This window comes from Actinomyces radicidentis (assembly GCF_001553565.1).
Lineage (GTDB): Bacteria > Actinomycetota > Actinomycetes > Actinomycetales > Actinomycetaceae > Actinomyces > Actinomyces radicidentis.
In genome coordinates this window covers 2,439,027-2,465,222 of record NZ_CP014228.1, presented here as the reverse complement: position 1 = coordinate 2,465,222, position 26,196 = coordinate 2,439,027, and the positions used below count along the sequence as shown (strand labels likewise).

Below are 26,196 nucleotides of genomic sequence, written 5' to 3'. Positions count from 1 at the left end.
GTCAGTTCTCCTCCCCCGCCGGCGCGGTGGGCGCGGCGGTCGGGTCGGTCGCGGTGGCCTCGCGGTTCTCGCGCATGAGGCGGATGAAGCGGTCGAAGAGGTGCTCGCCGTCGTGGGGGCCGGCGGCGGCCTCGGGGTGGTACTGGACGGAGAAGGCGGGCAGGTCGAGGGCGCGCAGGCCCTCGACGACGCCGTCGTTGAGGTCCGTGTGGGAGACCTCGACGCGTCCGTAGCGGCCGTCGTCGTAGGGGGCGACCGACGGCGCGTCGGCGGGGGCGTCGACGGCGAAGCCGTGGTTGTGGGCGGTGATCTCGACGCGGCCGGTGGCGCGGTCGAGGACCGGCTGGTTGACGCCGCGGTGGCCGTAGGCGAGCTTGTAGGTCCCGTAGCCCAGGGCCCGGCCGAGGATCTGGTTGCCGAGGCAGATCCCGAAGAAGGGGATCCGGGCGTCGAGGACGCCGCGCAGCAGCTCGACCTCGCTCGTGGCGGTGCCGGGGTCGCCCGGGCCGTTGGAGAAGAAGACGCCGTCGGGGCTCAGGGCGAGCACCTCGTCGAAGGTGGCCGACTGGGGCAGGACGTGGACGCGCACGCCGCGCTCGGCGAGCTGCCAGGGGGTGCGGGCCTTGATGCCGAGGTCGATGGCGGCGACGACGGCGACCGGCTCGCGGCCCTCGTACTCGCCGGAGGGCTCGACGACGTAGCCCTCGGGGGTGGAGACCTCGGCGGCGAGGGCCTGGCCGGTCATCTCCGGCTCGGCGCGGACGGTGCCGAGGCAGACGTCGACGGCGGCCTGGGAGGGCCCTGCGGCGTCGGCGGCCCCGGCGGGCAGGGCGTCACCGGAGAAGATGCCGGCGCGCATGGCGCCCCTCTCGCGCAGGTGACGGGTGAGCGCGCGGGTGTCGACCTCGCAGATCCCGACGACGTCGGAGGCGGCGAGATCGTCCTCCAGCTCGCGGCGGGCGCGCCAGGAGGAGGCGCGGCGGGCGGGGTCGCGGACGACGTAGCCGGCCACCCAGATGCGGGCGGACTCGGGGTCCTCGTCGTTGACGCCTGTGTTGCCGATGTGCGGTGCCGTCTGAACGACGATCTGGCGGTGGTAGGACGGGTCGGTGAGGGTCTCCTGGTAGCCGGTCATGCCGGTGTTGAAGACGATCTCACCGACCGTCCGCCCCGTGGCGCCGTAGGCGCGTCCGCGCAGGACGTAGCCGTCCTCGAGGACGAGCAGCGCGGTCCCCCGCGCGCTCGTGGAACGGGCCGTGGGACCCTCGGTGGTGCTGGCGGGGGAGGTCATGCGACTCAGTCCTCCTGGTCGGTCGGGTGGGCGACGGGCTCGCCGTCCAGGACGGTGGGCCGCCCGTGCAGGAAGGTGGCGACCACCTTGCCGGGCAGCTCCATCCCCGCGTACGGGGTGTTGGTCGAGTGCGTCCACTGGGCCCGCGGGTCCACGGTGCGGCGCACCTCGGGGTCGACGACGGCGATGTTGGCCGGGGCGCCGACCTCGAGGCCCTGGCCCTGGTCGGCGGCGCGGCCGATGAGGGCGGGGGCGGTGGACATGACCCGGGCGAGGTCGCGCCAGCTCATGCGGCCGGGGGCGACCATCGTCTCGATGAGGACGGACAGGGCCGTCTCGAGCCCGGTCATGCCGAAGGCGCCGGCCTGCCACTCGCAGTCCTTGGACTCCAGCGGGTGGGGCGCGTGGTCGGTGCCGATGACGTCGATGGTGCCGTCGGCGAGCGCCTCGCGCAGGGCCTCGACGTCGTCCGCGGTGCGCAGCGGCGGGTTGACCTTGTACAGGGGCGAGTAGGTGCGCGCCATCTCGTCGGTGAGGAGGAGGTGGTGGGGGGTGACCTCGGCAGTGACGTCGATGCCGCGGCCCTTGGCCCAGCGGATGATGTCGACGCTGCCGGCGGTGGAGACGTGGCAGACGTGGAGGCGGGACCCGACGTGCTCGGCGAGGAGGACGTCGCGGGCGATGACCGACTCCTCGGCGACGGCGGGCCAGCCGCGCAGGCCGAGCTCCGCGGAGACGGCGCCCTCGTGCATCTGGGCGCCCTCGGTGAGGCGGGGGTCCTGGGCGTGCTGGGCGATGACGCCGTCGAAGGCCTTGACGTACTCCAGGGCCCGGCGCATGAGGACGGGGTCGGAGACGCAGGAGCCGTCGTCGGAGAAGACGCGCACGTGGGCGGCGGACTGCGCCATGGCGCCCATCTCGGAGAGGTGCTCGCCCTTGCGCCCCTGGCTGACGGCGCCGATGGGGTGGACGTCGACGTAGCCGGCCTCGTGCCCCAGGCGCAGGACCTGCTCGACGACGCCGGCGTTGTCCTGGACGGGGTCGGTGTTGGCCATGGCGAACACGGCCGTGTAGCCGCCGGCGGCGGCGGCGCGTGTGCCGGACAGGACCGTCTCGGCGGACTCGCCGCCGGGCTCGCGCAGGTGGGTGTGCAGGTCGACGAGGCCGGGCAGGGCCACGAGTCCGGCGAGGTCGTGACGGACGACGTCCTCGGGCGCCTGGTCGGCGCCGTCGGCGCCGACGGCGGCGATGACGCCGTCGGTGACGAGGATGTCGACGGCGTCCTCGCCGTAGGGGCGGACTCCGGTGAGGAGGTGGGAGGTCACAGCTGGTTCCCTTCGTCGGCGAGGAGGAGGTAGAGGGCGGCCATGCGGACGGAGACGCCGTTGCCGACCTGCTCGATGACGCGCGAGCGCGGGTCGTCGGCGGCCTCGGCGGTGATCTCCAGGCCGCGGTTCATCGGGCCGGGGTGCATGACGATGGCGTGCTCGGGCATGGCCTCGCGGCGTGCGAGGTTGAGGCCGTAGGCGTGGGAGTACTCGGCGGGGCTCGGGAAGAAGCCGCCGCCGGCGGCGCTCATGCGCTCGCGCTGGACGCGCAGCATCATGACGGCGTCCGGGCGGACGGCCGCGATGGTCTCGTCCAGGTCGTAGGAGACGTCGCAGGTCCAGGACTCCATGCCGACGGGCAGGAGCGTGGGCGGGGCGACGAGGGTGACGTGCGCGCCGAGGGTGGTGAGCAGGTCGACGTTGGAGCGGGCGACGCGGGAGTGGAGGACGTCGCCGACGATGACGACCTCGGCCCCCTCCAGGTCGCGGCCGGCCGGGGCGGGGGACCCGTCGGCGGCGCCGGCGGGCTGGCCGGGGACGTACCAGCGGCGCAGGGTCATGGCGTCGAGGAGCGCCTGGGTGGGGTGCTGGTGCTTGCCGTCGCCGGCGTTGAGGACGGGGACGTCGATCCAGCCCGCGTGGGCGAGGAGGTGGGCGGCGCCGTCGGCGCTGTGCCGGACGACGACCGCGTCGGCGCCCATGGCCATGATCGTCTGGGCGGTGTCCTTGAGGGACTCGCCCTTGGAGACGCTGGAGCCCTTGGCGGAGAAGTTGATGACGTCGGCGCTCAGGCGCTTGGCGGCCGCCTCGAAGGAGAGGCGGGTGCGGGTCGAGTCCTCGAAGAAGAGGTTGACGACGGTCTTGCCGCGCAGCGTCGGGAGCTTCTTGACGGCGTGGCGCTGGGTGGCGGCCATGGCCTCGGCGGTGTCGAGGAGCTGGAGGGCGTCCTGGCGGCTCAGGTCCTTGGCGGAGAGCAGGTGCTTCATCGGGTGGCCTCCTCGTCGGCCTCGGCGGCGGCGAAGGCGCTCGCCTGGATGGTGACGGCGTCGTCGGCGGCGCCGAGCTCGGTGAGGGAGACGACGACCTTCTCGGTGCGGGCGGTCGGCAGGTTCTTGCCGACGTAGTCGGCGCGGATGGGGAGCTCGCGGTGGCCGCGGTCGACGAGGACGGCGAGCTGGACGGCGTCGGCGCGTCCGATGGAGCCGAGGGCGTCGAGGGCGGCGCGGATGGTGCGGCCGGAGTAGAGGACGTCGTCGACGAGGATGACCGTCCTGCCCTCGAGGGTCTCCCCCGGGATCCGGGTCGGCTGGGGGACGCGAATCGGGTGGCGGCCGAGGTCGTCGCGGTACATCGTGATGTCGAGCGTTCCGACGGGGACGCGCTCGGGCCCGGGGATCCCGGCGAGGCGGGCGTCCTCGGCGGCGGCGTGGGCGAGGGCCTCGCTCAGGCGCTGGGCAAGCGGCACACCGGCCGAGGGGATGCCGAGGAGGACGACGTCGTCCAGTCCTCGGTTGCGCTCGATGATCTCGTGCGCGATGCGGAAGAGGGAGCGTGCGATCTCGGGGGCTCCGAGGATCTGCTTCCCGGTGGGCTGCGGTTCGGCCACGGTGCGTGGACCTCCTTCCCCGCCTCACGGGACGGGCTTCAAGGATGTCTGACGGCCCCGATGGTAGCGCCTCCGCTCAGGGCACGGGCACCGGGGCCGCCGTCGTGGACGCACTCGTGAGCAACTTCACGCATGTAGGTGCATATGTATGCAGTTCATCAGGAATCGCCCCGGAGGAGCTGCTCGAGCGAGAGAGGGGCTCGGCTGGTGAGGCGGCGGACGTCGTCGGTGACCGCCGCCAGCTCACCTGAGGCGATGGCGGTGTACGTCGACACCCAGGCGTCGAGCTGCCACTGCGGTGCGTCGTACGAGGTGCGCGAGGCGTAGGCCTCCTCGACGCTCTCCTCGCGGTAGGCGGTGGGGATGCCGGTGACCTCGGAGATCGTGTGCGCGGCCTCGGCGAGGGTGAGGGCCGCGGGACCGGTGAGCTCGTAGGTGGCGCCGTCGTGCCGGGAGGAGCCGGTGACGACGTCGAGGAGGACGGCCGAGGCGGCCCGCGCGACGTCGGCGCGGGCGACGGCGCCGACGCGCCCCTCCCCCGCGGGCCCGGCGATGACGCCGTCGACGGCGAGGTCGGGCAGGAAGTCCAGGTAGAAGGAGTCGCGCAGCATCGTCCAGGTCATGCCCGAGCGGCGCAGGTGCTCCTCCGTGGCCCAGTGGTCGCGCGCGAGGGTGAAGGTGGCGTCGGGGGCCGCGCCGAGGAAGCTCGTGTAGACGACGTGCTCGACGCCGGCGAGGCGTGCGGCGTCGATGAGCGTCCGGTGCTGCTCGAGGCGGTCCTCGGACTCGGCGGCGGAGACCATGAGGAGGACGCGGACGCCCTCGAGGGCGGCACGGGCGGCGGCGAGGTCGCCGTACTCGGCGACGGCCACGGTGGCGGTCGGGAGTGCTGCGGGAGCGGCCTCGTCGGACCGGACCGCCGTGAGCTCCTGGTCGAGGCGGGCCCACAGGGGCGCGCGGGAGGGGTCGCGCACGATGAGTCGCTGGTGGACGTGCGCGTGGCGGAGGAGCCCGGCGACGGCGCCGCCGACGCGGCCGGTGGCGCCTGTGACGCCGACGACGACGGGGCTCGAGGAGTTCGTGGTCATGAGGGCATCGTGCCCCCGTGACGGGCGCCACCGCACCCGGGGCTCGCCGACCGGACCGGGCCGGCGAGCGACGACGCCGTCGTCCCCGGAGGGAGAACGACGGCGTCGTCGGGGCTCTTCGGACCCGCGGCTCGGTCCCGGTCCGCTCAGCGCAGGGTGTCGGCGAGGTCGCCGATGCGGCCGAGGAGGCCGTTGAGGTAGCGCGGGGACTCGTCGGTGGAGAGCATCCGGGCGAGCGTCATGGCCTCGTCAACGGCCACGGGCGCGTCGACGTCGTCGTTCCAGACGATCTCCCACGTGGCGACGCGGGCGATGGCCCGGTCCACGGCGGGCATGCGGGAGAGCGTCCAGCCCTGCGCGTAGGTCTCGATGGTGTCGTCGACCTCGGCGAGGTGGTCGGCGACGCCGGTGAGGACCTCCCGGGCGTAGGCGGGGGCCTCGGTGTGGTTCGCGGAGTGCACGGCTCGCTCGGCGGCGAACTCGCGCAGGCGCTCGGCGGGCTCGCGCTCGTCGTCGGGCTCGGACAGCGCGGTGTCGTCCGCGTCCTCGACGAGGTACCAGTCCTCGCGGTTCATCCGGTCCTCGATCTCGCGCTCGCGCTCCTCGCGGGAGCGGAAGTCGCGGTCCCAACCGGGCCGGGAGTCGCGGTCGTCGCCCTCGCGGTCGTCGCGAGCGTCCTCCGCGGTCTCCGCGTTGTTGACGCGCAGAAGACCTCGCTGGTCGGCCTCGAAGAGGATCTCGACGGCGCGGCGACGGGCCTTGGTGCGGGCCGTGACCGTGTGCTTGACCTGAGCGCCCTTGGCGCGGGAGGCCCCGCCGTCGGTGTCGACGGCGGGGCTCCCGGCCTGGGCGGCGTTCTCGGTGTCGCTCATGCGGTGGGGCGCGTCAGTCGGTGACGCGGGAGATGTAGCTGCCCGAGCGGGTGTCGACCTTGACCTTGTCGCCCTCGTTGAGGAAGAGCGGGACCTGGATCTCGGTGCCGGTCTCGAGCGTCGCGGGCTTGGTGCCGGCGCTGGAGCGGTCGCCCTGGAGGCCCGGCTCCGTGTGGGAGACGGTGAGGACGACGGCGGCGGGGAGCTCGACGAAGAGGACGTTCTCCTCGTGGAAGGCGACGATGACGTCCTGGCCCTCGAGCATGTACTTGGCGGCGTCGCCGACCGTGGCGGCGGAAACGTAGGTCTGCTCGTAGGTGCTCATGTCCATGAACACGAAGTCGTCGCCGTCCTTGTAGGAGTACTGCATGTCGCGGCGGTCGACGGTCGCGGTCTCGATCTTGAGGCCGGCGTTGAAGGTCTTGTCCACGGTCTTGCCGGACAGGACGTTCTTCAGCTTGGTGCGCACGAAGGCGGGGCCCTTGCCCGGCTTGACGTGCTGGAACTCGACCACCTGCCACAGCTGGCCCTCGATGTTGAGAACCAGGCCGTTCTTCAGGTCGTTCGTCGTTGCCACGAGCGGATTCCTCACTGTTGGGGGGACTTGCAAGTCTTGGGACCTCGCGAGTCTACCGCGCGGCGACCGCGCGCCCCGGGCGGCGGCGGGCGAGGTCGGTCACGGCGGAGCCGGGGCCGCGGCGGCGCGGGGCACCCGGGCGCGCGTCCCGACCCCTCAGGCCCCCAGGACCGCCTGAGCCGCCTCGGCGGGCGTCGTCTCGCTCGTGTCGACGACGGCGTCGGCGACCTCCCGGCACCGGGCCTCGCGGGCGTGGAGGGCCTGGACGAACTCGTGGTGCACGTTGCCCAGCCCGACCGAGCGCGGCGCGTCCAGCCCGTTGCGGGTGGACAGCCGGCGCGTGCTCGCGGTGAGGGCGACGACCCGTCCGTCCGCTCCACGGACCTCGTCGAGGGCGGCGACGACGTCCTCGTCCGCCAGGCACCCGGAGCCGAGGGCGACGACACCGGGGCGCGCCGTCGCCTCGGACAGCAGCGCGAGGGCCGTCGCGCTCTCGACCTCGCGGTAGCGGGCCTCGGGCACGGCCACGAGGGCGAGCTCGGGGGCGGTGCCGAGCTCCTCGGCGACGATGGCGGCGAGGTCGGCCACGGGCGCCCCGGTGAGCCCGCCGAGAGCCTCGGAGACGCTCGAGCAGCCGGCGCCGGGCACCCCGACGAGGACGACGGAGGCGGTGAGGTCGCAGGCGGCCGTGATCACGCGGCGGCTCCCTTCTCGGCGGTGACGGACTCGTGAGCGGCGCGCAGCACCTCGACGCCGGGCTCGACGCCCCGTGCGGGGACGGCGACCTCGTCGAGCAGGACCATGCGGATGACGCCGGCGCGGACCTTCTTGTCAGAGCGCATGACCTCGAGCACGTCCTCGAAACGGCCCGCGCCCTCGGGGAAGGAGGTGCGCAGGCCCGCGGCAGCGAAGGCCTCGCGGTGGAGCGCGACGACGTCGGCGTCGAGGCGGCCCAGACGGTGGGCGACCTCGGCGGCGAAGACGCAGCCGACGGCGACGGCCTCGCCGTGCCGCCAGGCGTACCCGGAGACCGTCTCGACGGCGTGGGCGTAGGTGTGCCCGTAGTTGAGGATCTCGCGCAGGCCCGCCTCGGTGAGGTCCTCGCCCACGACGGCGGCCTTGACGGCCACGGCGCGGGCGACGAGCTCGGCGAGGACGGGGGCGTCCCAGCGGGTGAGGGCGGCGGCGTCGTCCGCGTCGGACAGGACGCGGTCGAGGATGACGGGGTCGGCGATGAGGCCGCACTTGACGACCTCGCCGAGGCCAGCGCGCAGCTCGTCGGCGGGCAGGGTCTCGAGGGCGTCGAGGTCGCAGACGACGGCCGTCGGGGCGTGGAAGGCGCCGACGAGGTTCTTGCCGTGGGCGGTGTCGATACCGGTCTTGCCTCCGACGGCGGCGTCGACCATGGCGAGGAGCGTCGTGGGGACCTGGACGACGGGCACGCCGCGCAGCCAGGTGGCCGCGGCGAAGCCCGCGAGGTCGGTGGTCGCCCCTCCGCCGACGGCGACGACGCAGCCGTCGCGGCCCATGCGCATGGCGCCGAGGGCCTCCCAGATCGTGTCGAGCACGGCGGTGGTCTTGGAGGCCTCGCCGCCGGGGACGACGACGTCCTCGACGCGCAGACCGGCCTCGCGCAGGGCGGCGAGGTAGCCGTCCGTGGTTCCGGCGAGCTCGGCGGCGTGGACGACGGCGACCCCGCCCGCACCGGCACCCTTGGCGGCGCGCACGCCGGCGAGGACCTCGTCGGCGAGCCCGTGCCCGATGACGACGTCGTAGGGACGGGCTCCGGGCACGCCGATGCGCAGTCGGCCGTCGGGGTCGGGCCGGAGGGACCGGGAGGGCGGGACGAGGACTGGGTCCTCAGTCCCCTCGATGGCGGCGGGGGCGCTCGCAGGGTCCTTCCCCGCGGTGCCGGCGGCGTGGATGCGGTGGGCGGCGGCGCCCGCCGCTGACAGGGCGCGTGCCGTGTCGGGCGCGTCGGCTCCGAGGGCGACGAGGACGAGCGCGGCAACCTGCTCGGGGGTGAGCCCGTCCGTCGGCACGACGACGTCGGCGACCTCCGCGTACAGCGGGGAGCGCTGCTGGTGGAGGGCCTCCATGCGGGCCAGGACGGCGGCGCGCCCGGCCCCAGGGTCGGCGGGCCCGCCGGCGGGGTGCTCCGCGGCGGCCTCGGCGGCGTCGGAGTCGGCGCCGGGGTCGGTTCCCGGGGACACGAGGGGACGTCCGGTGCCGTCGCCGACGTGGGACGCGGCCGTCTCGGGGGTCGCTGAGAGGTGCACGACCGTGCGCGGGGCGAGCATGGCCCGGTTCTCCGCGCGGAGGATCGCTCCTCCGCCGAGCGCGATGACGCCCTGGGCGCCCGCCTCGGACTCGAGCACGGCGCGCAGCGCCCGGGTCTCGCGGTCGCGGAAGCCGTCCTCCCCCTCGCTGGCGAAGATCTCCGGGATGGTCATGCGGGACCGGCGGCGGATCTCCGCGTCGGTGTCGGTGACCTGGACGCCGAGCGCGGAGGCGAGGAGGCGCGCGACGGTCGTCTTGCCGGCACCGGGCAGGCCGACGAGGACGAGGGGCAGGTCGGCGTCGGCGACGGCGACACGGGGTGCGGGGCGGTGGCTGGACACGGGCGTTCTCCTCAGTCGGTTCCCGCGCTCACCACTGGGTCCGCTCCGCGAGGCGGGCGCGGTAGGCCTCGAGGTTGCGTCGTGCCTCGGCGACGGAGTCGCCGCCGGTCTTCTCCAGGAGCGCGTCGGCCAGGACGAGCGCGACCATGGCCTCGGCGATGACGGCGCCGGGGACGACGGCGGTCGTGTCGGAGCGCTGGTGGAGGCCGGTGGCCTCCTCCCCGGTGGCGAGGTCGACGGTGCGCAGAGCGCGCGGGACGGTGGAGATGGGCTTGATGGCGGCCCGGACGACGACGGGCGAGCCGTTGGAGGTGCCGCCCTCGACGCCGCCGGCGCGGTTGCTGGCGCGGGTGACGGCGCCGTCGCGCACGGCGAGGATCTCGTCATGGGCCTGGGAGCCGCGTCGGGCCGCCTCGGCGAAGCCGTCGCCGATCTCGACGCCCTTGACGGCCTGGATGCCCATGAGCGCGGCGGCGAGGCGGGCGTCGAGCCGTCGGCTGGAGTCGACGTGGGTGCCCAGGCCGATGGGGACGCCGGCGGCGATGACCTCGACGACGCCGCCGAGGGTGTCGCCGTCCTTCTTGGCGGCGTCGATCTCGGTGACCATCGCTGCGGAGACGTCGGGGTCGGTGCAGCGGCACGGGTCCGCGGAGAGGCGGGCCTCATCGTCGGGGACGGGGCGAGGCGCGTCGTCGGGCAGGGCGACGGAGCCGACGCGCACGACGTGGGAGACGAGGCGGATGCCGGCGACCTGGTCGAGGAGGGCCTCCGCGACGGCGCCGAGGGCGACGCGGGCGGCGGTCTCGCGGGCGCTGGCGCGCTCGAGGACGGGGCGCGCGTCGGCCAGGTCGTACTTGAGGAGCCCGGGGAGGTCGGCGTGCCCGGGGCGGGGCTTCGTGAGCGGCCGGTTGCGGGCGATCTCGCGCTCGTCGCCGGTGCCGGCGTCCTTGAGGAGGGCGGCGGGGTCGACGGGGTCGGCGCTCATGACGTCGCGCCACTTGGGCCACTCGGAGTTGCCGATCCGGAGGGCGATGGGGCTGCCGATGGTGGAGCCGTGCCGGATGCCGCCGAGGACGGCGAGCTGGTCCTGCTCGAACTTCTGGCGGGCGCCGCGCCCGTGGCCGAGTCGGCGGCGGGCGAGGGCGGAGCGGATGTCCTCGCTGGTGATGTCGACGCCGGCGGGGACGCCCTCGATGAGCGCGGTCAAGGCCTCGCCGTGCGACTCGCCGGCGGTCATCCATCGAAGCATGGGGCGATCATCCCACAGGCCCGGCGTCGTCCCGGGCGGCGCCCGGCCCGCGTCGCGGGAGGCTCAGCGCTCGGCGAGGGCGGCGAGGACGGCCTCGCGCATCGGGCCGGTCTCCGGACGGTGCCCGGTCATGAGGGCGACCTGGGGAACGGCCTGGTGGAGGAGCATGAGCCAGCCGGGGGCGACGGCGACGCCGCCGCCGGTGAGGGCGGCGCCGAGCCGGGTGGGCCAGGGGGCGTAGACGACGTCGAGGGCCGCGGCGCCGGGCCGGGCGCCGCCGTTGCGCTCGAGGGCGCGGGAGACGGGCGCTCCCAGGGTGTCGGCGGCGTGGGAGGGCAGGGTGGAGACGACGAGGTCGGCGTCGGCGACGGCCTCGGCGACCTCCTCGTCGGAAACCGCCTCGCCGGGCCGCCAGGTGATCGTGGCGATCTCGAGGCCCATGCGGTGGGCCGCGGTCATGGCGCGGCCGGGACCGGCATGACGGCGGGCGGCGACGGTGACGTCGGTGGCGCCGAGCTCCGTGAGGGCCGCGAGGGCGGAGCAGGCGGTGGCGCCGGAGCCGATGACGACGGCGCGGCGGCCGGTGCGCCCCGCGGGGACGCCCTGCTCGTCGGCGTGCCCGAAGCCGGTGCCGGCGACCGCCGGCGGCTCGGGCATGGTCTCGCGGAGCGACTCGACGATGCCGGCGACGTCGGTGTTGAAGCCTGTCAGAAGGGCGGGTCCCCGGCCGGAGCGCTGCGCGACCACGGTGTTCGCGGCGCCCACCATGGAGGCGAGGGGGTCGACGGCGTCGAGCCGCGGGAGCATCGCCTGCTTGTGCGGCATCGTCACGGACAGGCCGGTGCGGACCGGGCCGTCGCCGGCGGGCGCCGCGAGCTCGGCGAGGACCTCGGAGAGCCCCGCGGGCTCGACGTCGCGCAGGTCGTACTCCCAGTCGGTCAGCCCGAGCGAGACGTAGGCAGCGCGGTGGAGCACCGGTGAGAGTGAGTGGGCGGCCGGGTGGCCGATGACGCCGGCCCGGAAGCGGACGGGTGCGTCGCTGCTCGTCACGTCCGCCTCAGCCCTTCGTCGCCGCGTCGCTCGGGTCGGCGGAGGCCGTGGAGCCGGAGCAGACGTCGGCGTTCTTCTTGCAGTACTCGGTCAGCTTCTCCGTGTTCTTCTTCTGCTCGTCGAGGCTCGTCGCGAAGAGCGTCTCCCCGCTCTCGAGGTCCACGGTGACGAAGTAGAGCCAGTCGCCCTCCGGCGGGTCGGCGACCGCGGAGAGGGCCTCCTGGGAGGGGCTGCCGATCGGGGTCGGGGTGAGTCCGGCGTGCTGGTAGGTGTTGTACTTGTTGGACTTGTCGGCGATCTCGTCGCTGCTCGGGATGCCCCCGGTGCGGCCGAGGCCGTAGAGGACCGTGGAGTCCATCTGGAGGTAGCCCTTGGTCTCGGCGTCCTTCTGCGTGAGCCGGTTCTCGATGACGCGGGCGACCTGGCCGTAGTAGGTCGAGGAGGACACCTCGCGCTCGACGATCGAGGCCTCGGTGAGGTCCTTCTCCCAGTCCTTCTCGTCGATGCCGAGGGACTTCAGCGTGCTCACGGTCTTGGCGACCATCGAGGCGACCACGTCGGTCGCGTCGGCGTCCTCGGGGACGTCGTAGCTCGACGGGGCGAGCCAGCCCTCGACGTCGCCGCCCGCGGCGTCGGGCAGGCCGATCCCGTCGGTGTCCTTGAAGGCGGCGTCGACCTCGGCCGAGGTGAAGCCCCCGACGCTGACGAGGCGCTCCTTGACCTGGGCCTTGGTGGAGCCCTCGGGGATGGTGAGGGTGTGGTCCGACTTGGAGGCGGGGTCGAGCAGGGCGGCGACGGCGTTGGCGGCCGACATGTGGGTCTTGAGGCTGTAGGTGCCGGCCTGGATGTTCCCGGAGTGGGCGTTGGCGTTGTAGGCGTCGGTGAAGGCGCCGACGGAGACGACGACGTCGGCGTCCTTGAGGACCTGGCCGATGTCGGATCCGGAGGCGCCGTCGGGGATCGTGACGACGACGTCGTCCTCGCCGGTGCCGGTGTAGTCGGAGACCTGCGTCTGCTCGGCCGCGACGTCGCGGACGGAGCCGAGGGCGCGCATGCCGACGTAGGCGACGCCCGCGAGGACGAGGGCGAGGACGAGGAAGGAGATGATGCGGGCGCGCACGCGGCGGCGGCGACGGGCGCGCCGGTCCTCGGCGGCGTCCTCGTCGCCGACGAGCACGGACTCGAGGCCGCCGTCGTCGGCGGCCGCGGTGGCCTCGTCCTCGGGCTCGGTGCCGAAGAGGTCGTCGCTGCTCATGGTCTGCCTCCCTGGGTCGGTGCGACGGGCTCACCGGCGGGGCGCCCGGTGGCTCGCTCGGCCTCGAGGGCCTGGTTGAGGATGACGACGGCGGCCGCCTGGTCGACGACGCCGCGGAAGTCCTTCTCGTGGCGGCCCGAGGCGTGGAGCGCCTGGTGGGCCGTGACGGTGGTGAGGCGCTCGTCGACGAGCCGGACGCGCACCGGGGTGATCATCCCGGCGAGCTCGCGCGCCCATCGGCGGGCGTCCTTGGTGGACGAGGAGGAGCCCCCGCCCATGTGCCTGGGGAGCCCGACGACGACCTCCATCGCGTCGTGCTCGGCGACGAGCTCGGCGGCCTCCTCGAGGTCGGCGCCGTAACGGTCGCGCCGCAGCGTGACGACGGGGACGGCGAGGATCGCCTCGGCGTCGCAGCGGGCGACGCCGACGCGGGCCTTGCCGACGTCGAAGGCGAGCCGGGTCCCGGGCCTCACGCTCGGCCCGTCAGGCGCCCAGCTCGCGGCCCACGGCCTGCAGGGCCGCGGGGACGGCGGAGGCGTCCTGGCCGCCGCCCTGGGCGAGGTCGGGCTTGCCGCCACCGCCGCCGCCGAGGGTCTTGGCGGCGAGTCGGACGAGGTCGCCGGCCTTGACGCCCTTGTCCCGGGCGGCCTGGTTGGTGGCCACGACGACGAGGGGGCGCTCGTTCGCGACGCCGGCGACGGCGACGACGGCGGGCTCGGACTCCCCGAGGCGGGAGCGGACGTCGAGGGCGAGGGTGCGCAGGGCGTCGGCGTTGCCGACGGCGCCCAGCTCGGCCGAGGCGAGGAGGACCTCGCCGGCGCGCACGGCGCCGTCGACGATCTGGGAGGCGCGGCCCATGATCTGGGCCTGCTCGGCGGCCGCCAGCTTCTTCTCGGCGTCCTTGAGGCGGGCCATGAGGCCCTCAATGCGCTCGGGGAGCTCGTCGGCGCGGGCGCCGACCAGGGTCGAGATCTGGGAGACGAGGGCGTGCTCCTTGGCCTGGAAGCCGTAGGCGCCGTCGCCGACGAGGGCGTCGATGCGCCGCACGCCGGAGCCGATGGAGGACTCCCCCAGGACGGCGACGCGGCCGATGTGCCCGGTGGAGGGCACGTGGGTGCCGCCGCAGAACTCGACGTCGAAGCCGTCGCCGATGGTGACGACGCGGACCTCCTTGCCGTACTTCTCGCCGAAGAGCGCGATGGCGCCGGTCCTGTGGGCGTCCTCGATGCTCATGACGTCGGTGCGGACGGTGAGGTCCTCGGCGAGCTTCTCGTTGACGAGGGACTCGATGTCGTCGACCTGGGCGCCGGTGAGGGCGCTGTTGTGGCGGAAGTCGAAGCGCAGGCGCGAGGGCGAGTTCTCGGACCCGGCCTGGTCAGCGTGCTCGGAGACCACGTTGCGCAGGCCCGCGTAGACCATGTGCGTACCGGTGTGGGCGCGGGCGATGGCGAGGCGGCGCACGGCGTCGATCTCGGCGAAGGCCTTCTCCCCCACGGCGGCGGTGCCCTCGGTGAGGGTGCCGCGGTGGACGGACAGGCCCTTGATGGGGGCCTGGACGTCGGAGACCTCGATGACGCCGCCGTCGGCGAGGCGGATGACGCCCTGGTCGGCGAGCTGGCCGCCCATCTCGGCGTAGAAGGGGGTGCGGTCGAGGACGATCTCGACCTCGGCGGGGGCGGTGGCGACGGGGCTCGGGACGCCGTCGATGAGGATGCCGGTGACGGTGGCGTCGGCGGCGGTCTCGGTGTAACCGAGGAAGGTGGAGCCGCCTCCCATCGTCCTCTCGATCTCCTGGAAGGCGCGGATGTCGGCGTGGCCGGTCTTCTTGGACCGGGCGTCGGCGCGGGCGCGCTCCTTCTGCTCGTTCATGAGCGTGCGGAAAGCGTCCTCGTCGACGGCGACGCCCTGCTCGGCGGCCATCTCGAGGGTGAGGTCGATGGGGAAGCCGTAGGTGTCGTGGAGGGTGAATGCCTCGGCGCCGGGGACGACCGCCTTGCGGCCGGCCTTGGCCGCCTTCTGCTTGGCGTCGGCGACGGCGGTGTCGAGGATGGTGGTGCCAGCGGCCAGCGTGCGGCGGAAGGCCTCCTCCTCGCCGTAGGCGACCTGGAAGATCTGGTCCCAGTTGGTCTCGAGCTCGGGGTACGAGAGCTTCATGACGTCCTTGGAGGTCGTCAGGAGCGTGGGCATGGTGGCCTCGTCGACGCCGAGGAGGCGCATGGAGCGCACGGCGCGGCGGATGAGGCGGCGCAGGACGTAGCCTCGGCCGTCGTTGCCCGGGCGCACGCCGTCGCCGATGAGCATGAGGGAGGAGCGGACGTGGTCGGCGACGACGCGCATGCGGACGTCGTCGTCGTAGGCGGCGCCGGCGGAGGGACCGGCCGCGCCGAGGCCGTACTTCCTGCCGGAGAGCTCCTGGGCCGCGGCGATGACGGGCCAGACCTCGTCCGTCTCGTACATGTTCGGCTTGTCCTGCATGATGAAGGCGAGTCGCTCGAGGCCCGCACCGGTGTCGATGGCGGTCTTGTCGAGCTTGCCGACGAGCTCGAAGTCGTGGCCGACGCCCTCGCCGCGGATGAACTCGTCGAAGACCAGGTTCCAGATCTCGATGAAGCGGTCGCCCTGGACGTCGGCGACGGGGCCGCCGTCGGGCCCGTACGCGGGGCCGCGGTCGTAGTGGATCTCGCAGCAGGCGCCGGCCGGACCCGGCTGGCCGGTGGACCACGAGATCTCGGCGAAGGGGAGCTTCTGGACGTGGCTCTCCGGGACGCCGATCTCCTTGGTGAGGTAGTTCCAGGCGACCTCGTCCTTCTCCCAGACCGTCATCCAGAGGCGGTCGCCGTCGAGGCCGTACTTGCCCTCGGCCACGGGGCCGGTGAGGAGGTCCCAGGCGTAGCCGATGGCGCCCTCCTTGAAGTAGTCCCCGAAGGAGAAGTTGCCGTTCATCTGGAAGAACGTGCCGTGGCGGGTCGTGTTGCCGACGTTGTCGATGTCGTTGGTGCGGATGCACTTCTGCACGCTCGCGGCGCGGGGCCACGGCGCCTCCTCGGTGCCCAGGATGTAGGGGATGAAGGGCACCATGCCGGCGACGGTGAACAGGATGGAGGGGTCCGGGGAGATGAGCGGGACCGAGGGGCGGATCTCGTGGCCGTTCGCGGCGAAGTAGTCCAGCCAGCGGCTGCGGATCTCTGAGGTGCGCATCGGTTCCTCGTCCTGTTCGTGCTCGTGGTGCGCGTCCGGCCTGCGGCGGGCTCTCGGACGCGGCGTGGGTCAGGTGGACCGGGGTAAGACTACCCCGGAAGGCGGGGACGCCCCGAACCGGAGACCGGTTCGGGGCGTCCCGGGGCTGTCGCGCCGGGCGCGATCAGCGGGAGTAGTACTCGACGACCATCTGGACGTCGCAGTTCACGGGGACCTCGTCGCGCTTGGGGCGGCGGACCAGGGTGGCCTGGAGCTTCTCGAGCTCGACGGAGAGGTAGTCCGGGACGGCCGGGAGGACGTCGCGGTGGGCGCCGGCGGCGGCGATCTGGAAGGGGACCATCACCTGGGAGCGCGGGCGGACCTGGATGGTCTGGCCGGGCTTGACGCGGAAGGAGGGGCGGTCGACGACCTTGCCGTCGACGAGGATGTGGCGGTGCACGACGTCCTGGCGGGCCTGGGCGATGGTGCGGGCGAAGCCGGAGCGCAGGACGAGGGCGTCGAGGCGCATCTCGAGGAGCTCGACGAGGGACTCACCGGTCAGGCCCTTCTCGCGACGGGCCTCCTCGAACACGCGCTGGAGCTGGGCCTCGCGGATGCCGTACTGGGCGCGCAGGCGCTGCTTCTCCTTGAGGCGGACGGCGTAGTCCGACTCGGTGCGGCGGCGGGCGCGGCCGTGCTCGCCGGGGCCGTAGGGGCGCTTCTCGAAGTAGCGGACGGCCTTGGGGGTCAGCGGGATGCCGAGGGCGCGCGAGAGGCGCACCTGGCGGCGGGAGCGGGAGGAGCTCATGCTCGTCTCTTCTTCCTGTCGGAGTTGTTCGCACGTCGCGGGCGGGTGCCTGCGGCGCGGGGTCAGCCTCGTGACGTGCCGCAGCTGCGGCGCGGTGGGCCGGGACCCCAGGAGTGCCGGGCGGGGAGCGGGGCCCCGGACGGCAGCCCTGAGACCCTAGCGGACCGCGGCCGGCCCGCGCACGCCGCGACGCCCCGATGTGAGGCGATCCTCAGGGCCGACGACCGTCCCGGCCGTCGGAGGGCACGCCGTCAAGGGCGGACTCGACGGCGCTCCGCTCGCGGCGCCGGCGCTGCTGTTCCTTGCGCAGGGTGTTGAGGACGACGCAGACGAGGAAGAGGCTGAACAGGAGGCTGCCGGTCGCGGGGCTGATCGCCGCGGCCGTCATGGTGCCGAGCGGTGCGGCGACCGCGGCGCCGACGCCGACGATGAGGCCGGCGCGCAGGTCGACGACGCCGTGGCGGGCGTTGGACCAGGTGCCCATGATCGCCGTCGGGATCATGACGAGGAGCGAGGTGCCGCGCGCCAGGAGGTCCCCGACGCCGACGATGAGCTCGAGGCCCGGCACGATGACGCTGCCGCCGCCGACGCCGACGAGTCCGGAGAGGATCCCGGCGAGGAGGCCGACGGCGACGAGGCCGACGCCGCGGACGGGGTCGAGGACGAGCCCGGCCTCGCGCACTGGGACCTGGAGCTGCTGGGAGACGATGACGAAGACGGCGAAGGCGACGAAGATCCAGGGCAGGACCCTGGCGGGGAGGCGGCGCAGGAGCCACGTGCCGATCTGGGCGCCGACGAAGGACCCCAGGACGAGGAGGACGGCGGCGACGAGGGAGACCTCGCCGCGCAGCGCGTAGGAGCTCGTGCCGACGGCGGCCGTGAGCACGATCGCGGCGAGCGAGGTGGCCGCGGCGCGGCGCTGGGACATGCCGCGCACGCTCATGAGGGCGGGGACGATGACGAGGCCGCCGCCGACGCCGAAGAGGCCGGAGAGGAAGCCGGCGGCCAGGCCCGTGACGAGGACGAGGAGGGAGGTCGTGAGGCGGCCGCGGCCGGTGGGGTCCCGGACTCCGTCCGGCTCGGCGGCCCCGGGGTCGCTCGGGCTGGTGGGGGCGGGATGGCTCACTGCTGCTCCGTGATCCGGCGCACCGCGTCGAGGCGGGCCGAGATCTGCTTCTCGAATCCGTTGGCGGTGGGCTCGTAGTAGCGGGCGCCGTCGAGCTCGTCGGGGAGGTACTGCTGGGCGACGACGGCGTGGGGGAAGTCGTGGGGGTAGAGGTAGTCAGTGCCGTGGCCGAGCTTCTCGGCGCCGGCGTAGTGGGCGTCGCGCAGGTGGGGCGGGACCGCTCCCCCACGGCCGGCGGCGACGTCCTTCATGGCGGCGCCGATGGCGGTGGTGACGGCGTTGGACTTGGGCGCGGTGGCGACGGCGAGGGCGGCCTCGGCCAGGACCAGCTGGGCCTCGGGCATGCCGATGAGGGCGACGGCCTGCTGGGCGGCGACGGCGGTCTGGAGGACGGCGGGGTCGGCGAGACCGACGTCCTCGGCGGCGTGGATGGTGATGCGGCGGGCGATGTAGCGGGGGTCCTCCCCCGCGGCCATCATGCGGGCGAGGTAGTGGAGGGTGGCGTCGGGGTCGGAGCCGCGCATGGACTTGATGAAGGCCGAGACGACGTCGTAGTGCTGGTCCCCCTGCCGGTCGTAGCGGACGGCGGCGACGTCGGCGGCCTGCTCGACGTCCGCGAGGGTGATGGCGGGGACGGCGCGGGGCGCCTGCGGGTCCTGCGCCCCGTCGGCGTCCGGGGCGCCGTCGTCGTCCGGGGCGAGGGCCGCGGGGCGGCGGGCGGCGAGGACCGCCCCGGCGGCAGCCTCGAGGACGGTGAGGGACTTGCGGGCGTCGGAGCCGGCCATGCGGATGACCTGCTCGCGCGCGTCCTCGTCGATGGTGACCGCTCCGGCCAGGCCCCGCTCGTCGGTGACGGCCCGGTCGATGAGGGCGCGCACGTCGTCGGCGGCGAGCGGGTGGAGGGTGAGGAGCAGGGAGCGGGACAGGAGCGGGGAGACCACGGAGAAGCTCGGGTTCTCGGTCGTCGCGGCCACGAGGGTCACCCAGCGGTTCTCGACGCTGGGCAGGAGTGCGTCCTGCTGCGAGCGGGAGAAGCGGTGGACCTCGTCGACGAAGAGGACGGTCTCCTCCCCCGAGGCGGCCAGCCGGCGGCGCGCGTCCTCGACGACGGCGCGCACGTCCTTGACGCCGGCGGTCACGGCGGAGAGCTCGACGAAGCGGCGCCCGGAGCCGCGTGCCACGAGGTAGGCGAGCGTCGTCTTCCCGGTGCCGGGCGGTCCCCACAGGACGACGGAGGAGACGCCGGCGCCGCGGCCCGCGCCAGGACGGGCGGGCTCGACGAGGCGCCGCAGGGGCGAGCCGGGGGCGAGGAGGTGGGACTGGCCGAGGACCTCGTCGAGGGTGCGGGGGCGCATGCGCACGGCCAGCGGCGCGTGGGCGTCCACGGGCAGACCGACGTCGTCGGTGCCCGCCGCCTCGAAGAGATCCATGCCGCCGAGACTATCGCCACGGCAGGGGTGCCACGCAGCCGGGCCGGCGCCGACCGTCGCACCCGGGATGCAAGAATGAGCGCGTGCTGGAGCATCTCGCCAACAGGGTCGTCAAGGACGCCTGGGTCGTCGTCGGGGCCTGGGTGGTCCTCGCGGCGCTCCTGCTGACGCTGACCCTCACCGGCCTCGGGGGCAAGGCCCTCTTCGACCGGCTCGAGGGCGGCACCGTCGGCGTCGACGGCACGGAGTCCGCGGAGGGCCAGGAGCTCCTCGACACCCTCGCCGGCGACGGGGAGACCGTCACCCTCCAGGTCACGGGCACGGACCTGTCCGACCCCGCGGTCGTCGAGGGCATCACGAAGAACCTCGAGCCCACGCACACCGCCCTCAACGACCTCCTCGGCGAGGGCTCCGTCCTCGACCCCTTCGTCATCCCCGGCGGCCTCACCGAGCCCGCAGCGCAGGTGCTCGCCTCCAAGGACCAGGACGGCTTCCTCGTCGTCGTCACCGTCGACCCCAACGGGGACGAGGTCGCCTCCGCGGACGACGACCAGTACCACGAGCAGCTCGACGAGCTCGTCGGCAAGGTCGAGGACCGCCTGCGCGCCGTCCCCGCCGCCCTGCACGACGTCGCCCCCCAGGCGCGCGGCACGGTCTCCGACGACTCGCTCCTCGCCTCCGCCGTGACCGACCAGGTCGAGAAGGACCTCGTCACCGGCGAGCTCATCTCGCTCCCGCTCTCCCTGCTCATCATGGTCCTCGTCTTCGGCGGCTTCCTCGCCGCGGGGATGCCGCTCATCGGGGCGCTGGCGGCGATCGCCGGCTCCCTCGGCGTCCTGTACGGACTGACGTACGTCATGGACCTGCAGTCCTTCGTCGTCAGCATCGTCACGGTCATCGGGCTGGGCCTGTCGATCGACTACGGGCTGCTCATCACGTCCCGCTACCGGGAGGAGCTGGCCCGCCTCGACTCCGCCGACGCCTCCCCCGAGGTCAGCGGGGGACGGCGCCGCCGTCGCCGTCCGGTCGTCGCGACGGCGATGAGGACGACGATCATGACGACGGGGCGCACCGTCATGTTCTCGGCGCTCACGGTCGCCATCGGGATGCTGGGGCTGCTGCTCATGGGCACGAGCGTCCTGCACTCGATCGGGCTCGCGGGCGTCGCCGTGGTCCTCATCACGGTCGCCGCAGCCGTGACCCTCGTCCCCGCGGTGCTCGTCCTGCTCGGGGACCGCCTGCGACGCCCCTCGGTCCTGTCCCGCGTGCCGCTGCTCGGCTCGCTCCAGCGCCGGATGGGCGACGTGACGAGCGAGGAGGGCGTCTTCTCCCGACTGGCGCACGCCGTGCACCGCGTGCCGTGGCTGGTGCTGGTCGCCTGCCTCGTCCTGCTCGTCGTCCTGGCGGCGCCGGTGCGCCACCTGCACATGCTGTCCTCGACGACGGAGATGCTGCCGCCGCACTCGGACCAGCGCGACTACCTGCGGGTCCTCGAGGAGGACTACCCGGCCGCCGCGCAGCCGGACGCGACCCTCGTCATCGCGGGGACCGGTCAGCGGGTCACCGACTACGTCGGGCGCGTCGCGCAGGCCGACGGCGTCGACTCGGTCCTCTCGACGGCGACCGCCGGCAGCTACACGGTCGTCTACCTCGACCTCGCCGGCGGCCCGTCGAGCAGCGAGGCGGAGGACGCCGTGGCCTCCGTCCGGGACGTGAGCGCCCCCGCGGACCGGTGGGTGACCGGCCAGGCCGCCACCCAGCTCGACTTCCGCCTCGCGATCGAGCACGGCCTGCCGTGGGTGCTCGGCACGATCGTGCTGGCGACCTTCGTCCTGCTCTTCCTCATGACCGGCTCGGTGCTCGTCCCGCTCAAGGCGCTCATCATCAACTCGATCTCCCTGGCGGCCTCGATGGGCGCGCTCACCTGGGTCTTCCAGGAGGGGCACCTGGAGGGCACGCTCGGCTTCACCTCGGTGGGGGGCCTGGAGAGCTACGTCGTCATCACCGCGGTCGGGGTGGGCTTCGGCCTCGCCATGGACTACGAGGTCTTCCTCCTGGCCCGTATCAAGGAGTACTGGGACTCCGGCTGCGACAACGACACCGCCGTGGAGCGCGGTCTGCAGCGCTCGGGCCGCGTGGTGACCTCGGCGGCGCTCATCATGGTGACGGTGTTCCTCGGCTTCGTCGCCGGGGACCTCCTCGCGGTCAAGGAGATCGGCGTGGCGATGGCGATCATCGTCGCGCTCGACGCCACCGTCGTCCGCATGCTGCTCGTCCCGGCGACGATGACTCTGCTGGGCAGCTGGAACTGGTGGGCGCCCGCTCCCCTGCGGCGGGTCTACGAGCGCTACCGGATCGAGCACTGAGGCGCTCCGGTCCGCGGAGAGCCCCGGCCGACGCCCAGGTGGAGCCCGGGCGCGGCCGGGGCACCGGACTCCTCGAGGGCGGGCCTCAGGCCCACTGAGCGGACTGCTCCTCGACCCAGTCCGCCGCCGTGGGGCCGAGGATCTCGGCCCCGGGCGCAGCCAGGAGGACTCCCGAGCCCAGAGCCGGCAGCACCGGCGGGACGGGCACGACGCGGCGCGCGTCGCCGGTCGCCGCGAGCAGGCGGGCGGTGAGGGTCGGGCAGGTGGAGCGGCTCGTCGCCGCTGCCGAGGGCGACGTCGCGCGGCTCGGCCTCGGCAGCGGCGACGAGCGCCGCGCCGACGGCGTCGACGGCGAGCGGCTGGACGTACCAGTCCTGGACGCGGACCTCATCCTCGTCCTCCTCGACCGCCGCCGGGTTGAGGGCGAACTCGTACCACTGGGCCGAGCGGACGATCGAGCCGGGGACGGAGGAGTCGGCGATGACGCCCTCCTCGGCGAGCTTGTCGCGGTAGTAGTCGAAGCCGGCGAGGCCGGGGTCGTCGATCCCGGCGATGGACAGGTCGACGAGGTGGCGCACGCCTGCGCCCTCGGCGGCGCGGACGATCCGCTCGGTGACGGCGGTGAGCGCCTCGATGACGTCGGGGGCGTCGGTGGGGACGGGCGTCGCGGCGGAGATGACGGCGTCGAAGGCCTCGGCGAGTCCGTCACCGGTGAGCAGGTCGACGCCGGTAGCGCGGCACAGGGCGCGGACGTCGTGGCTGGCGGCCTCGGAGTGGCGGACGGTGGGGCGTCCGGCGGTCCCGGTGGCTCCGATGACGGCGATCCTCATGGTGCCTCCTCTCGCGGCCGAGGATCTCCCCCGCCCGTGGTGCCACCGTCCTACCGCCTCGGCGAGCGGCGCCAGGGCTCACGCTGTCAGGGCAATCCGGTGCGCCCCGCCCGGGCCCGGACGGAGCGCGGCCCCGCGTCCGCTCGGCGAGGCCTCAGAGGAGGTCCGGGTCGCCGGCGCCCTCGCGCAGCACCTCGGGGACGTCGCTCGTGAGGTCGACGACGGTGGTGGGCTCGGTGGAGCCGACGGGGCCCTCGATGACGACGTCGATGAGGTGGCCGAGGAAGTCCTCGATCTCCCACCCGTTGGTCTCGGGCTGGTCGTTGCCGGGACGGATGAAGGTCGAGGAGAGCAGGGGCGCCCCGAAGCCCGCGACGAGGGCCTGGGTGATGGGGTTCTCCGGGATGCGCACGCCCAGGGTGTGCTTCTTGGCGTTGAGGGTCATGCGGGGCACCTCCTTGGTCCCCTTGAGGATGAAGGTCCAGGGGCCGGGGGTGAGGCGCTTGATGAGGCGGAAGGCGTTGTTGCCGACGATGGCGATGGGGCCGGCCTGGGCGAAGTCGGCGCACATGAAGGTGAAGTTGTGCTTGTCGTCGAGCTGGCGGATGGCCCGGATGCGGTCGAGGCCCTCCTTGTTGCCGGGGGCGCAGCCGAGGGCGTAGCCGGAGTCGGTCGGGTAGGCGACGATGCCGCCGGAGCGGATCTCCTCGACGATCTTCTCGACGCGGCGGGCCTGCGGGTTGGCGGGGTGGAGCTCGACGTAGCGCGACATGGCTCCATTGTGCGCCCGGCGCCGCTCGCGCGGGGCGCGGCGCCGGCGAGCGGCCGGTGCTCGACGTCGCTCCCGACGCCCGGGCGGTGGGCGCCGGTGGTCCCGACGGTGAAGCCGTTCATCACGAGCGCCGCCTCGGGAGGGCCGGGTTCCGGACGAGCGCGGCGGACCGCGCGCTCCGAGCGCGAGACGGGTTCGGACGGCGGTGGCCGACGAGAACGGTATTCATGACGAAAATGCATTGAGAATCATTTTTGAAAAGCGGTCGAGAAGCATTCCCATGTTTGCCGGAAAACCATTTTCAGAATTATTCTTCGGGGGTCATCGATCCGTGCGGAGGACGCACGGACGCCATCACGAGCCAGGAGCACCCCATGACCGCCACGATCGAGCACCGCCCCGCCGAGACCCACCACCACACCCACGGCCCGAGCTGCGGCCACCGAGCCGTCATCCACGGCGACCACGTGGACTACATCCACGACGGCCACGCCCACCACGAGGACAACGGCCACTACGACGAGTGCACCACCTGCCAGTGCGGTGACTGCGACGACGTCTGCGCCGTCTGCGAGTGCGAGGGCTGCACCTGTCCGACGTGCAACCACGCGGCGTGCTCCTGCGAGCACTGCTCGGACAGCTGCTCGTCCTGCGCCTGCGAGGACTGCACCTGCCCCACCTGCCACCACGCGGCCTGAGGCCCCGCTCCGTCGCGCCCCGGTCGCGACGACGAACGGCGGCCCGCTCCACGTGGAGCGGGCCGCCGTTCGTCTGAGCGCCCCAGGCTCGGTGTCAGGCCTTCTTCTCGGCCTTCTCAGCGGCCTTGGCAGCCTTCTTCTCCGCCTTCTCAGCGCCCTTGTCCTCGGGATCGGCGTCCACGCCGGCCTCCTTGCGCTGCTCCGGGGTGATCGGGGCGGGCGCCTCGGTGAGCGGGTCGTAGCCGCCGCCGGACTTCGGGAAGGCGATGACGTCGCGGATGGACTCGGCCCTGGTGAGCAGGGAGACGATGCGGTCCCAGCCGAAGGCGATGCCGCCGTGCGGCGGGGCGCCGAACTGGAAGGCGTCGAGCAGGAAGCCGAACTTCTCCTGGGCCTCCTCCTCGCCGATGCCCATGACCTTGAAGACGCGCTCCTGGACGTCGTGGGAGTGGATACGGATCGAGCCGCCGCCGATCTCGTTGCCGTTGCAGACGATGTCGTAGGCGTAGGCCAGGGCGTTGCCCGGGTCCTCGTCGAACGAGTCGAGCCACTCCGGCTTCGGGGAGGTGAAGGCGTGGTGGACGGCGGTCCAGGCGGACTTGCCCAGGGCGACGTCGCCCTCGGCCTTGGCCTCGGCGGACGGCTTGAACAGCGGGGCGTCGACGACCCAGGTGAAGGCCCAGGCGTCGTCGTCGATGAGGCCGCAGCGCTTGCCGACCTCAAGGCGGGCGGCGCCGAGCAGGGCGCGGGAGGCGTCGACCTTGCCGGCCGCGAAGAAGATCGCGTCGCCGGGGTTGGCGCCCGTGGCGGCGGCGAGGCCCTCGCGCTCGGCGTCGGTGATGTTCTTGGCGACGGGGCCGCCGAGGGTGCCGTCGTCGGCGATGGTGACGTAGGCGAGGCCCTTGGCACCGCGGGACTTGGCCCAGTCCTGCCAGGCGTCGAAGGTGCGGCGGGACTGCGAGGCGCCGCCGGGCATGACGACGGCGCCGACGTACTCGTTCTGGAACACGCGGAAGGTCGTGTCCTTGAAGTACTCGGTGAGGTCGACGAGCTCGAGGCCGAAGCGGAGGTCCGGCTTGTCCGAGCCGTACTTCTCCATCGCGTCCTTGTAGGTCATGCGCGGGATCGGCGTGGGCAGGTCGTAGCCGATGAGGGCCCAGACCTCCTTGAGGACGTCCTCGGCGACGGCGATGACGTCGTCCTGCCCGACGAAGGACATCTCGACGTCGAGCTGGGTGAACTCGGGCTGGCGGTCGGCGCGGAAGTCCTCGTCGCGGTAGCAGCGGGCGATCTGGTAGTAGCGCTCCATGCCGGCGACCATGAGGAGCTGCTTGAACAGCTGGGGGCTCTGCGGCAGGGCGTACCAGGAACCGGGGGCGAGGCGGGCCGGGACGAGGAAGTCGCGGGCGCCCTCCGGGGTCGAGCGGGTGAGCGTCGGGGTCTCGATCTCGACGAAGTCGTGGGAGTCGAGGACGCGGCGCGCGGCCTGGGAGACCTTGGAGCGCAGACGGATGGCGTGCTGCATGCTCGAGCGGCGCAGGTCGAGGTAGCGGTACTTGAGGCGCGTCTCCTCGCCGACCTGGCCGGCGTCCTCGGCGTGGTCGGAGACCTGGAAGGGCAGCGGGGCGGCGGGGTTGAGGATCTCGACGTCCGAGACGACGACCTCGATCTCGCCCGTGGGGAGGTTCGGGTTGGCGTTGCCCTCGGGGCGGGCGGTGACCTCGCCGGTGACCTTGAGGACGTACTCGGCGCGCAGGTCGTGGGCGACCTCCTCGCGGATGACGACCTGGGCGATGCCCGAGGCGTCGCGGAGGTCGATGAAGGCGACGCCTCCGTGGTCGCGGCGGCGGTCCACCCAGCCCGTGAGGGTGACGGTGGTGCCGATGTCGGCGGCGCGCAGGGAGCCTGCGTTGCGGGTTCGCAGCACGATGCTGTGTTCCTTCCAGCTGGGGGCACTGGTTCCGGTGCCCGGCGAGGCGCACCGCGAGACGGGCGGGCGCCGCCGCGATCCTATCGCCGCGCGCCTCGGCGGCCCGAGCCCGGATCGGGCGG

21 protein-coding genes and 1 pseudogene are annotated in these 26,196 nt (G+C 73.6%); 2 read left to right on the top strand and 20 right to left on the bottom strand.

What is annotated here, in order from left to right; translation table 11 throughout:
* Nucleotide 1 precedes the first annotated feature (1 nt).
* The 17 genes and pseudogenes from carA to AXF14_RS10410 all read right to left on the bottom strand — a co-directional run bounded on the left by carA (nucleotide 2) and on the right by AXF14_RS10410 (nucleotide 19,478).
* A complete protein-coding gene (carA, locus tag AXF14_RS10490) occupies nucleotides 2-1,291 on the bottom strand; it encodes a glutamine-hydrolyzing carbamoyl-phosphate synthase small subunit (protein WP_084355518.1) in 1,290 nt (429 codons plus the stop codon).
* A 5-nt stretch (nucleotides 1,292-1,296) separates the two neighbouring features.
* Nucleotides 1,297-2,616: a dihydroorotase gene (locus tag AXF14_RS10485; protein WP_067943057.1), complete on the bottom strand. Its 1,320-nt coding sequence runs from the start codon at nucleotides 2,614-2,616 to the stop codon at nucleotides 1,297-1,299.
* Complete coding sequence (locus tag AXF14_RS10480; protein ID WP_067943056.1) at nucleotides 2,613-3,605, bottom strand: aspartate carbamoyltransferase catalytic subunit; 993 nt, start codon at nucleotides 3,603-3,605, stop codon at nucleotides 2,613-2,615. Before AXF14_RS10480 ends, AXF14_RS10485 begins: the two co-directional genes overlap by 4 nt.
* Nucleotides 3,602-4,225 (bottom strand): bifunctional pyr operon transcriptional regulator/uracil phosphoribosyltransferase PyrR, encoded by a 624-nt coding sequence (pyrR, locus tag AXF14_RS10475; RefSeq protein ID WP_067943054.1) that lies wholly within the window; start codon nucleotides 4,223-4,225, stop codon nucleotides 3,602-3,604. Before pyrR ends, AXF14_RS10480 begins: the two co-directional genes overlap by 4 nt.
* Before the next feature lie 158 nt (nucleotides 4,226-4,383).
* Nucleotides 4,384-5,313: an SDR family oxidoreductase gene (locus AXF14_RS10470; protein ID WP_067943052.1), complete on the bottom strand. Its 930-nt coding sequence runs from the start codon at nucleotides 5,311-5,313 to the stop codon at nucleotides 4,384-4,386.
* Nucleotides 5,314-5,459: 146 nt separating this feature from the next.
* Nucleotides 5,460-5,816 (bottom strand): annotated as a pseudogene (gene nusB / locus AXF14_RS14800) (transcription antitermination factor NusB); the annotation flags it as partial.
* A 382-nt stretch (nucleotides 5,817-6,198) separates the two neighbouring features.
* Complete coding sequence (gene efp, locus AXF14_RS10460; RefSeq protein ID WP_067943050.1) at nucleotides 6,199-6,762, bottom strand: elongation factor P; 564 nt, start codon at nucleotides 6,760-6,762, stop codon at nucleotides 6,199-6,201.
* A 156-nt stretch (nucleotides 6,763-6,918) separates the two neighbouring features.
* Nucleotides 6,919-7,458, bottom strand: coding sequence for a shikimate kinase (locus tag AXF14_RS10455; RefSeq protein WP_236755565.1), 540 nt, complete (start codon nucleotides 7,456-7,458; stop codon nucleotides 6,919-6,921).
* The gene (gene aroB / locus AXF14_RS10450; protein ID WP_067943049.1) at nucleotides 7,455-9,383 is read right to left on the bottom strand and encodes a 3-dehydroquinate synthase; all 1,929 of its coding nucleotides are present in this window, start codon (nucleotides 9,381-9,383) and stop codon (nucleotides 7,455-7,457) included. The genes AXF14_RS10455 and aroB overlap by 4 nt, the downstream gene beginning before the upstream one ends.
* A 28-nt stretch (nucleotides 9,384-9,411) precedes the next feature.
* Nucleotides 9,412-10,632: a chorismate synthase gene (gene aroC / locus AXF14_RS10445; RefSeq protein ID WP_067943047.1), complete on the bottom strand. Its 1,221-nt coding sequence runs from the start codon at nucleotides 10,630-10,632 to the stop codon at nucleotides 9,412-9,414.
* A 63-nt stretch (nucleotides 10,633-10,695) separates the two neighbouring features.
* Nucleotides 10,696-11,682 carry a shikimate dehydrogenase family protein gene (locus tag AXF14_RS10440; protein WP_067943045.1) on the bottom strand — a complete coding sequence of 329 codons (987 nt, stop codon included), beginning with the start codon at nucleotides 11,680-11,682 and terminating at the stop codon, nucleotides 10,696-10,698.
* A gap of 7 nt (nucleotides 11,683-11,689) precedes the next feature.
* Nucleotides 11,690-12,937 carry an endolytic transglycosylase MltG gene (gene mltG, locus AXF14_RS10435; RefSeq protein WP_067943043.1) on the bottom strand — a complete coding sequence of 416 codons (1,248 nt, stop codon included), beginning with the start codon at nucleotides 12,935-12,937 and terminating at the stop codon, nucleotides 11,690-11,692.
* Entirely contained in the window at nucleotides 12,934-13,410 is a 477-nt protein-coding gene (gene ruvX / locus AXF14_RS10430) for a Holliday junction resolvase RuvX (RefSeq protein WP_067943041.1), read from the bottom strand. Before ruvX ends, mltG begins: the two co-directional genes overlap by 4 nt.
* Before the next feature lie 10 nt (nucleotides 13,411-13,420).
* Entirely contained in the window at nucleotides 13,421-16,135 is a 2,715-nt protein-coding gene (gene alaS, locus AXF14_RS10425) for an alanine--tRNA ligase (RefSeq protein WP_067943039.1), read from the bottom strand.
* A 163-nt stretch (nucleotides 16,136-16,298) separates the two neighbouring features.
* The gene (gene rpsD / locus AXF14_RS10420) at nucleotides 16,299-16,922 is read right to left on the bottom strand and encodes a 30S ribosomal protein S4 (protein WP_067943037.1); all 624 of its coding nucleotides are present in this window, start codon (nucleotides 16,920-16,922) and stop codon (nucleotides 16,299-16,301) included.
* A gap of 211 nt (nucleotides 16,923-17,133) precedes the next feature.
* Nucleotides 17,134-18,048, bottom strand: coding sequence for a sulfite exporter TauE/SafE family protein (locus tag AXF14_RS10415; RefSeq protein WP_067943036.1), 915 nt, complete (start codon nucleotides 18,046-18,048; stop codon nucleotides 17,134-17,136).
* The gene (locus AXF14_RS10410; protein ID WP_067943034.1) at nucleotides 18,045-19,478 is read right to left on the bottom strand and encodes a replication-associated recombination protein A; all 1,434 of its coding nucleotides are present in this window, start codon (nucleotides 19,476-19,478) and stop codon (nucleotides 18,045-18,047) included. Before AXF14_RS10410 ends, AXF14_RS10415 begins: the two co-directional genes overlap by 4 nt.
* Before the next feature lie 83 nt (nucleotides 19,479-19,561).
* Between AXF14_RS10410 and AXF14_RS10405 the strand changes: the two genes are divergently transcribed.
* A complete protein-coding gene (locus AXF14_RS10405) occupies nucleotides 19,562-21,844 on the top strand; it encodes an MMPL family transporter (RefSeq protein ID WP_067943033.1) in 2,283 nt (760 codons plus the stop codon).
* On the opposite strand, the gene AXF14_RS10400 is transcribed toward AXF14_RS10405, so the two are convergent.
* Together AXF14_RS10400 and AXF14_RS10395 are read right to left on the bottom strand one after the other, a co-directional pair.
* Complete coding sequence (locus AXF14_RS10400; protein ID WP_236755562.1) at nucleotides 21,826-22,674, bottom strand: SDR family oxidoreductase; 849 nt, start codon at nucleotides 22,672-22,674, stop codon at nucleotides 21,826-21,828. The genes AXF14_RS10405 and AXF14_RS10400 overlap by 19 nt on opposite strands.
* 154 nt (nucleotides 22,675-22,828) lie before the next feature.
* Nucleotides 22,829-23,446: an L-threonylcarbamoyladenylate synthase gene (locus tag AXF14_RS10395; protein WP_067943031.1), complete on the bottom strand. Its 618-nt coding sequence runs from the start codon at nucleotides 23,444-23,446 to the stop codon at nucleotides 22,829-22,831.
* 374 nt (nucleotides 23,447-23,820) lie between these two features.
* Between AXF14_RS10395 and AXF14_RS10390 the strand changes: the two genes are divergently transcribed.
* Nucleotides 23,821-24,144, top strand: coding sequence for a hypothetical protein (locus AXF14_RS10390; RefSeq protein ID WP_067943029.1), 324 nt, complete (start codon nucleotides 23,821-23,823; stop codon nucleotides 24,142-24,144).
* A gap of 94 nt (nucleotides 24,145-24,238) precedes the next feature.
* Here AXF14_RS10390 and aspS read toward each other — a convergent pair whose 3' ends face one another.
* The gene (gene aspS / locus AXF14_RS10385; protein WP_067943028.1) at nucleotides 24,239-26,071 is read right to left on the bottom strand and encodes an aspartate--tRNA ligase; all 1,833 of its coding nucleotides are present in this window, start codon (nucleotides 26,069-26,071) and stop codon (nucleotides 24,239-24,241) included.
* Nucleotides 26,072-26,196 lie beyond the last annotated feature (125 nt).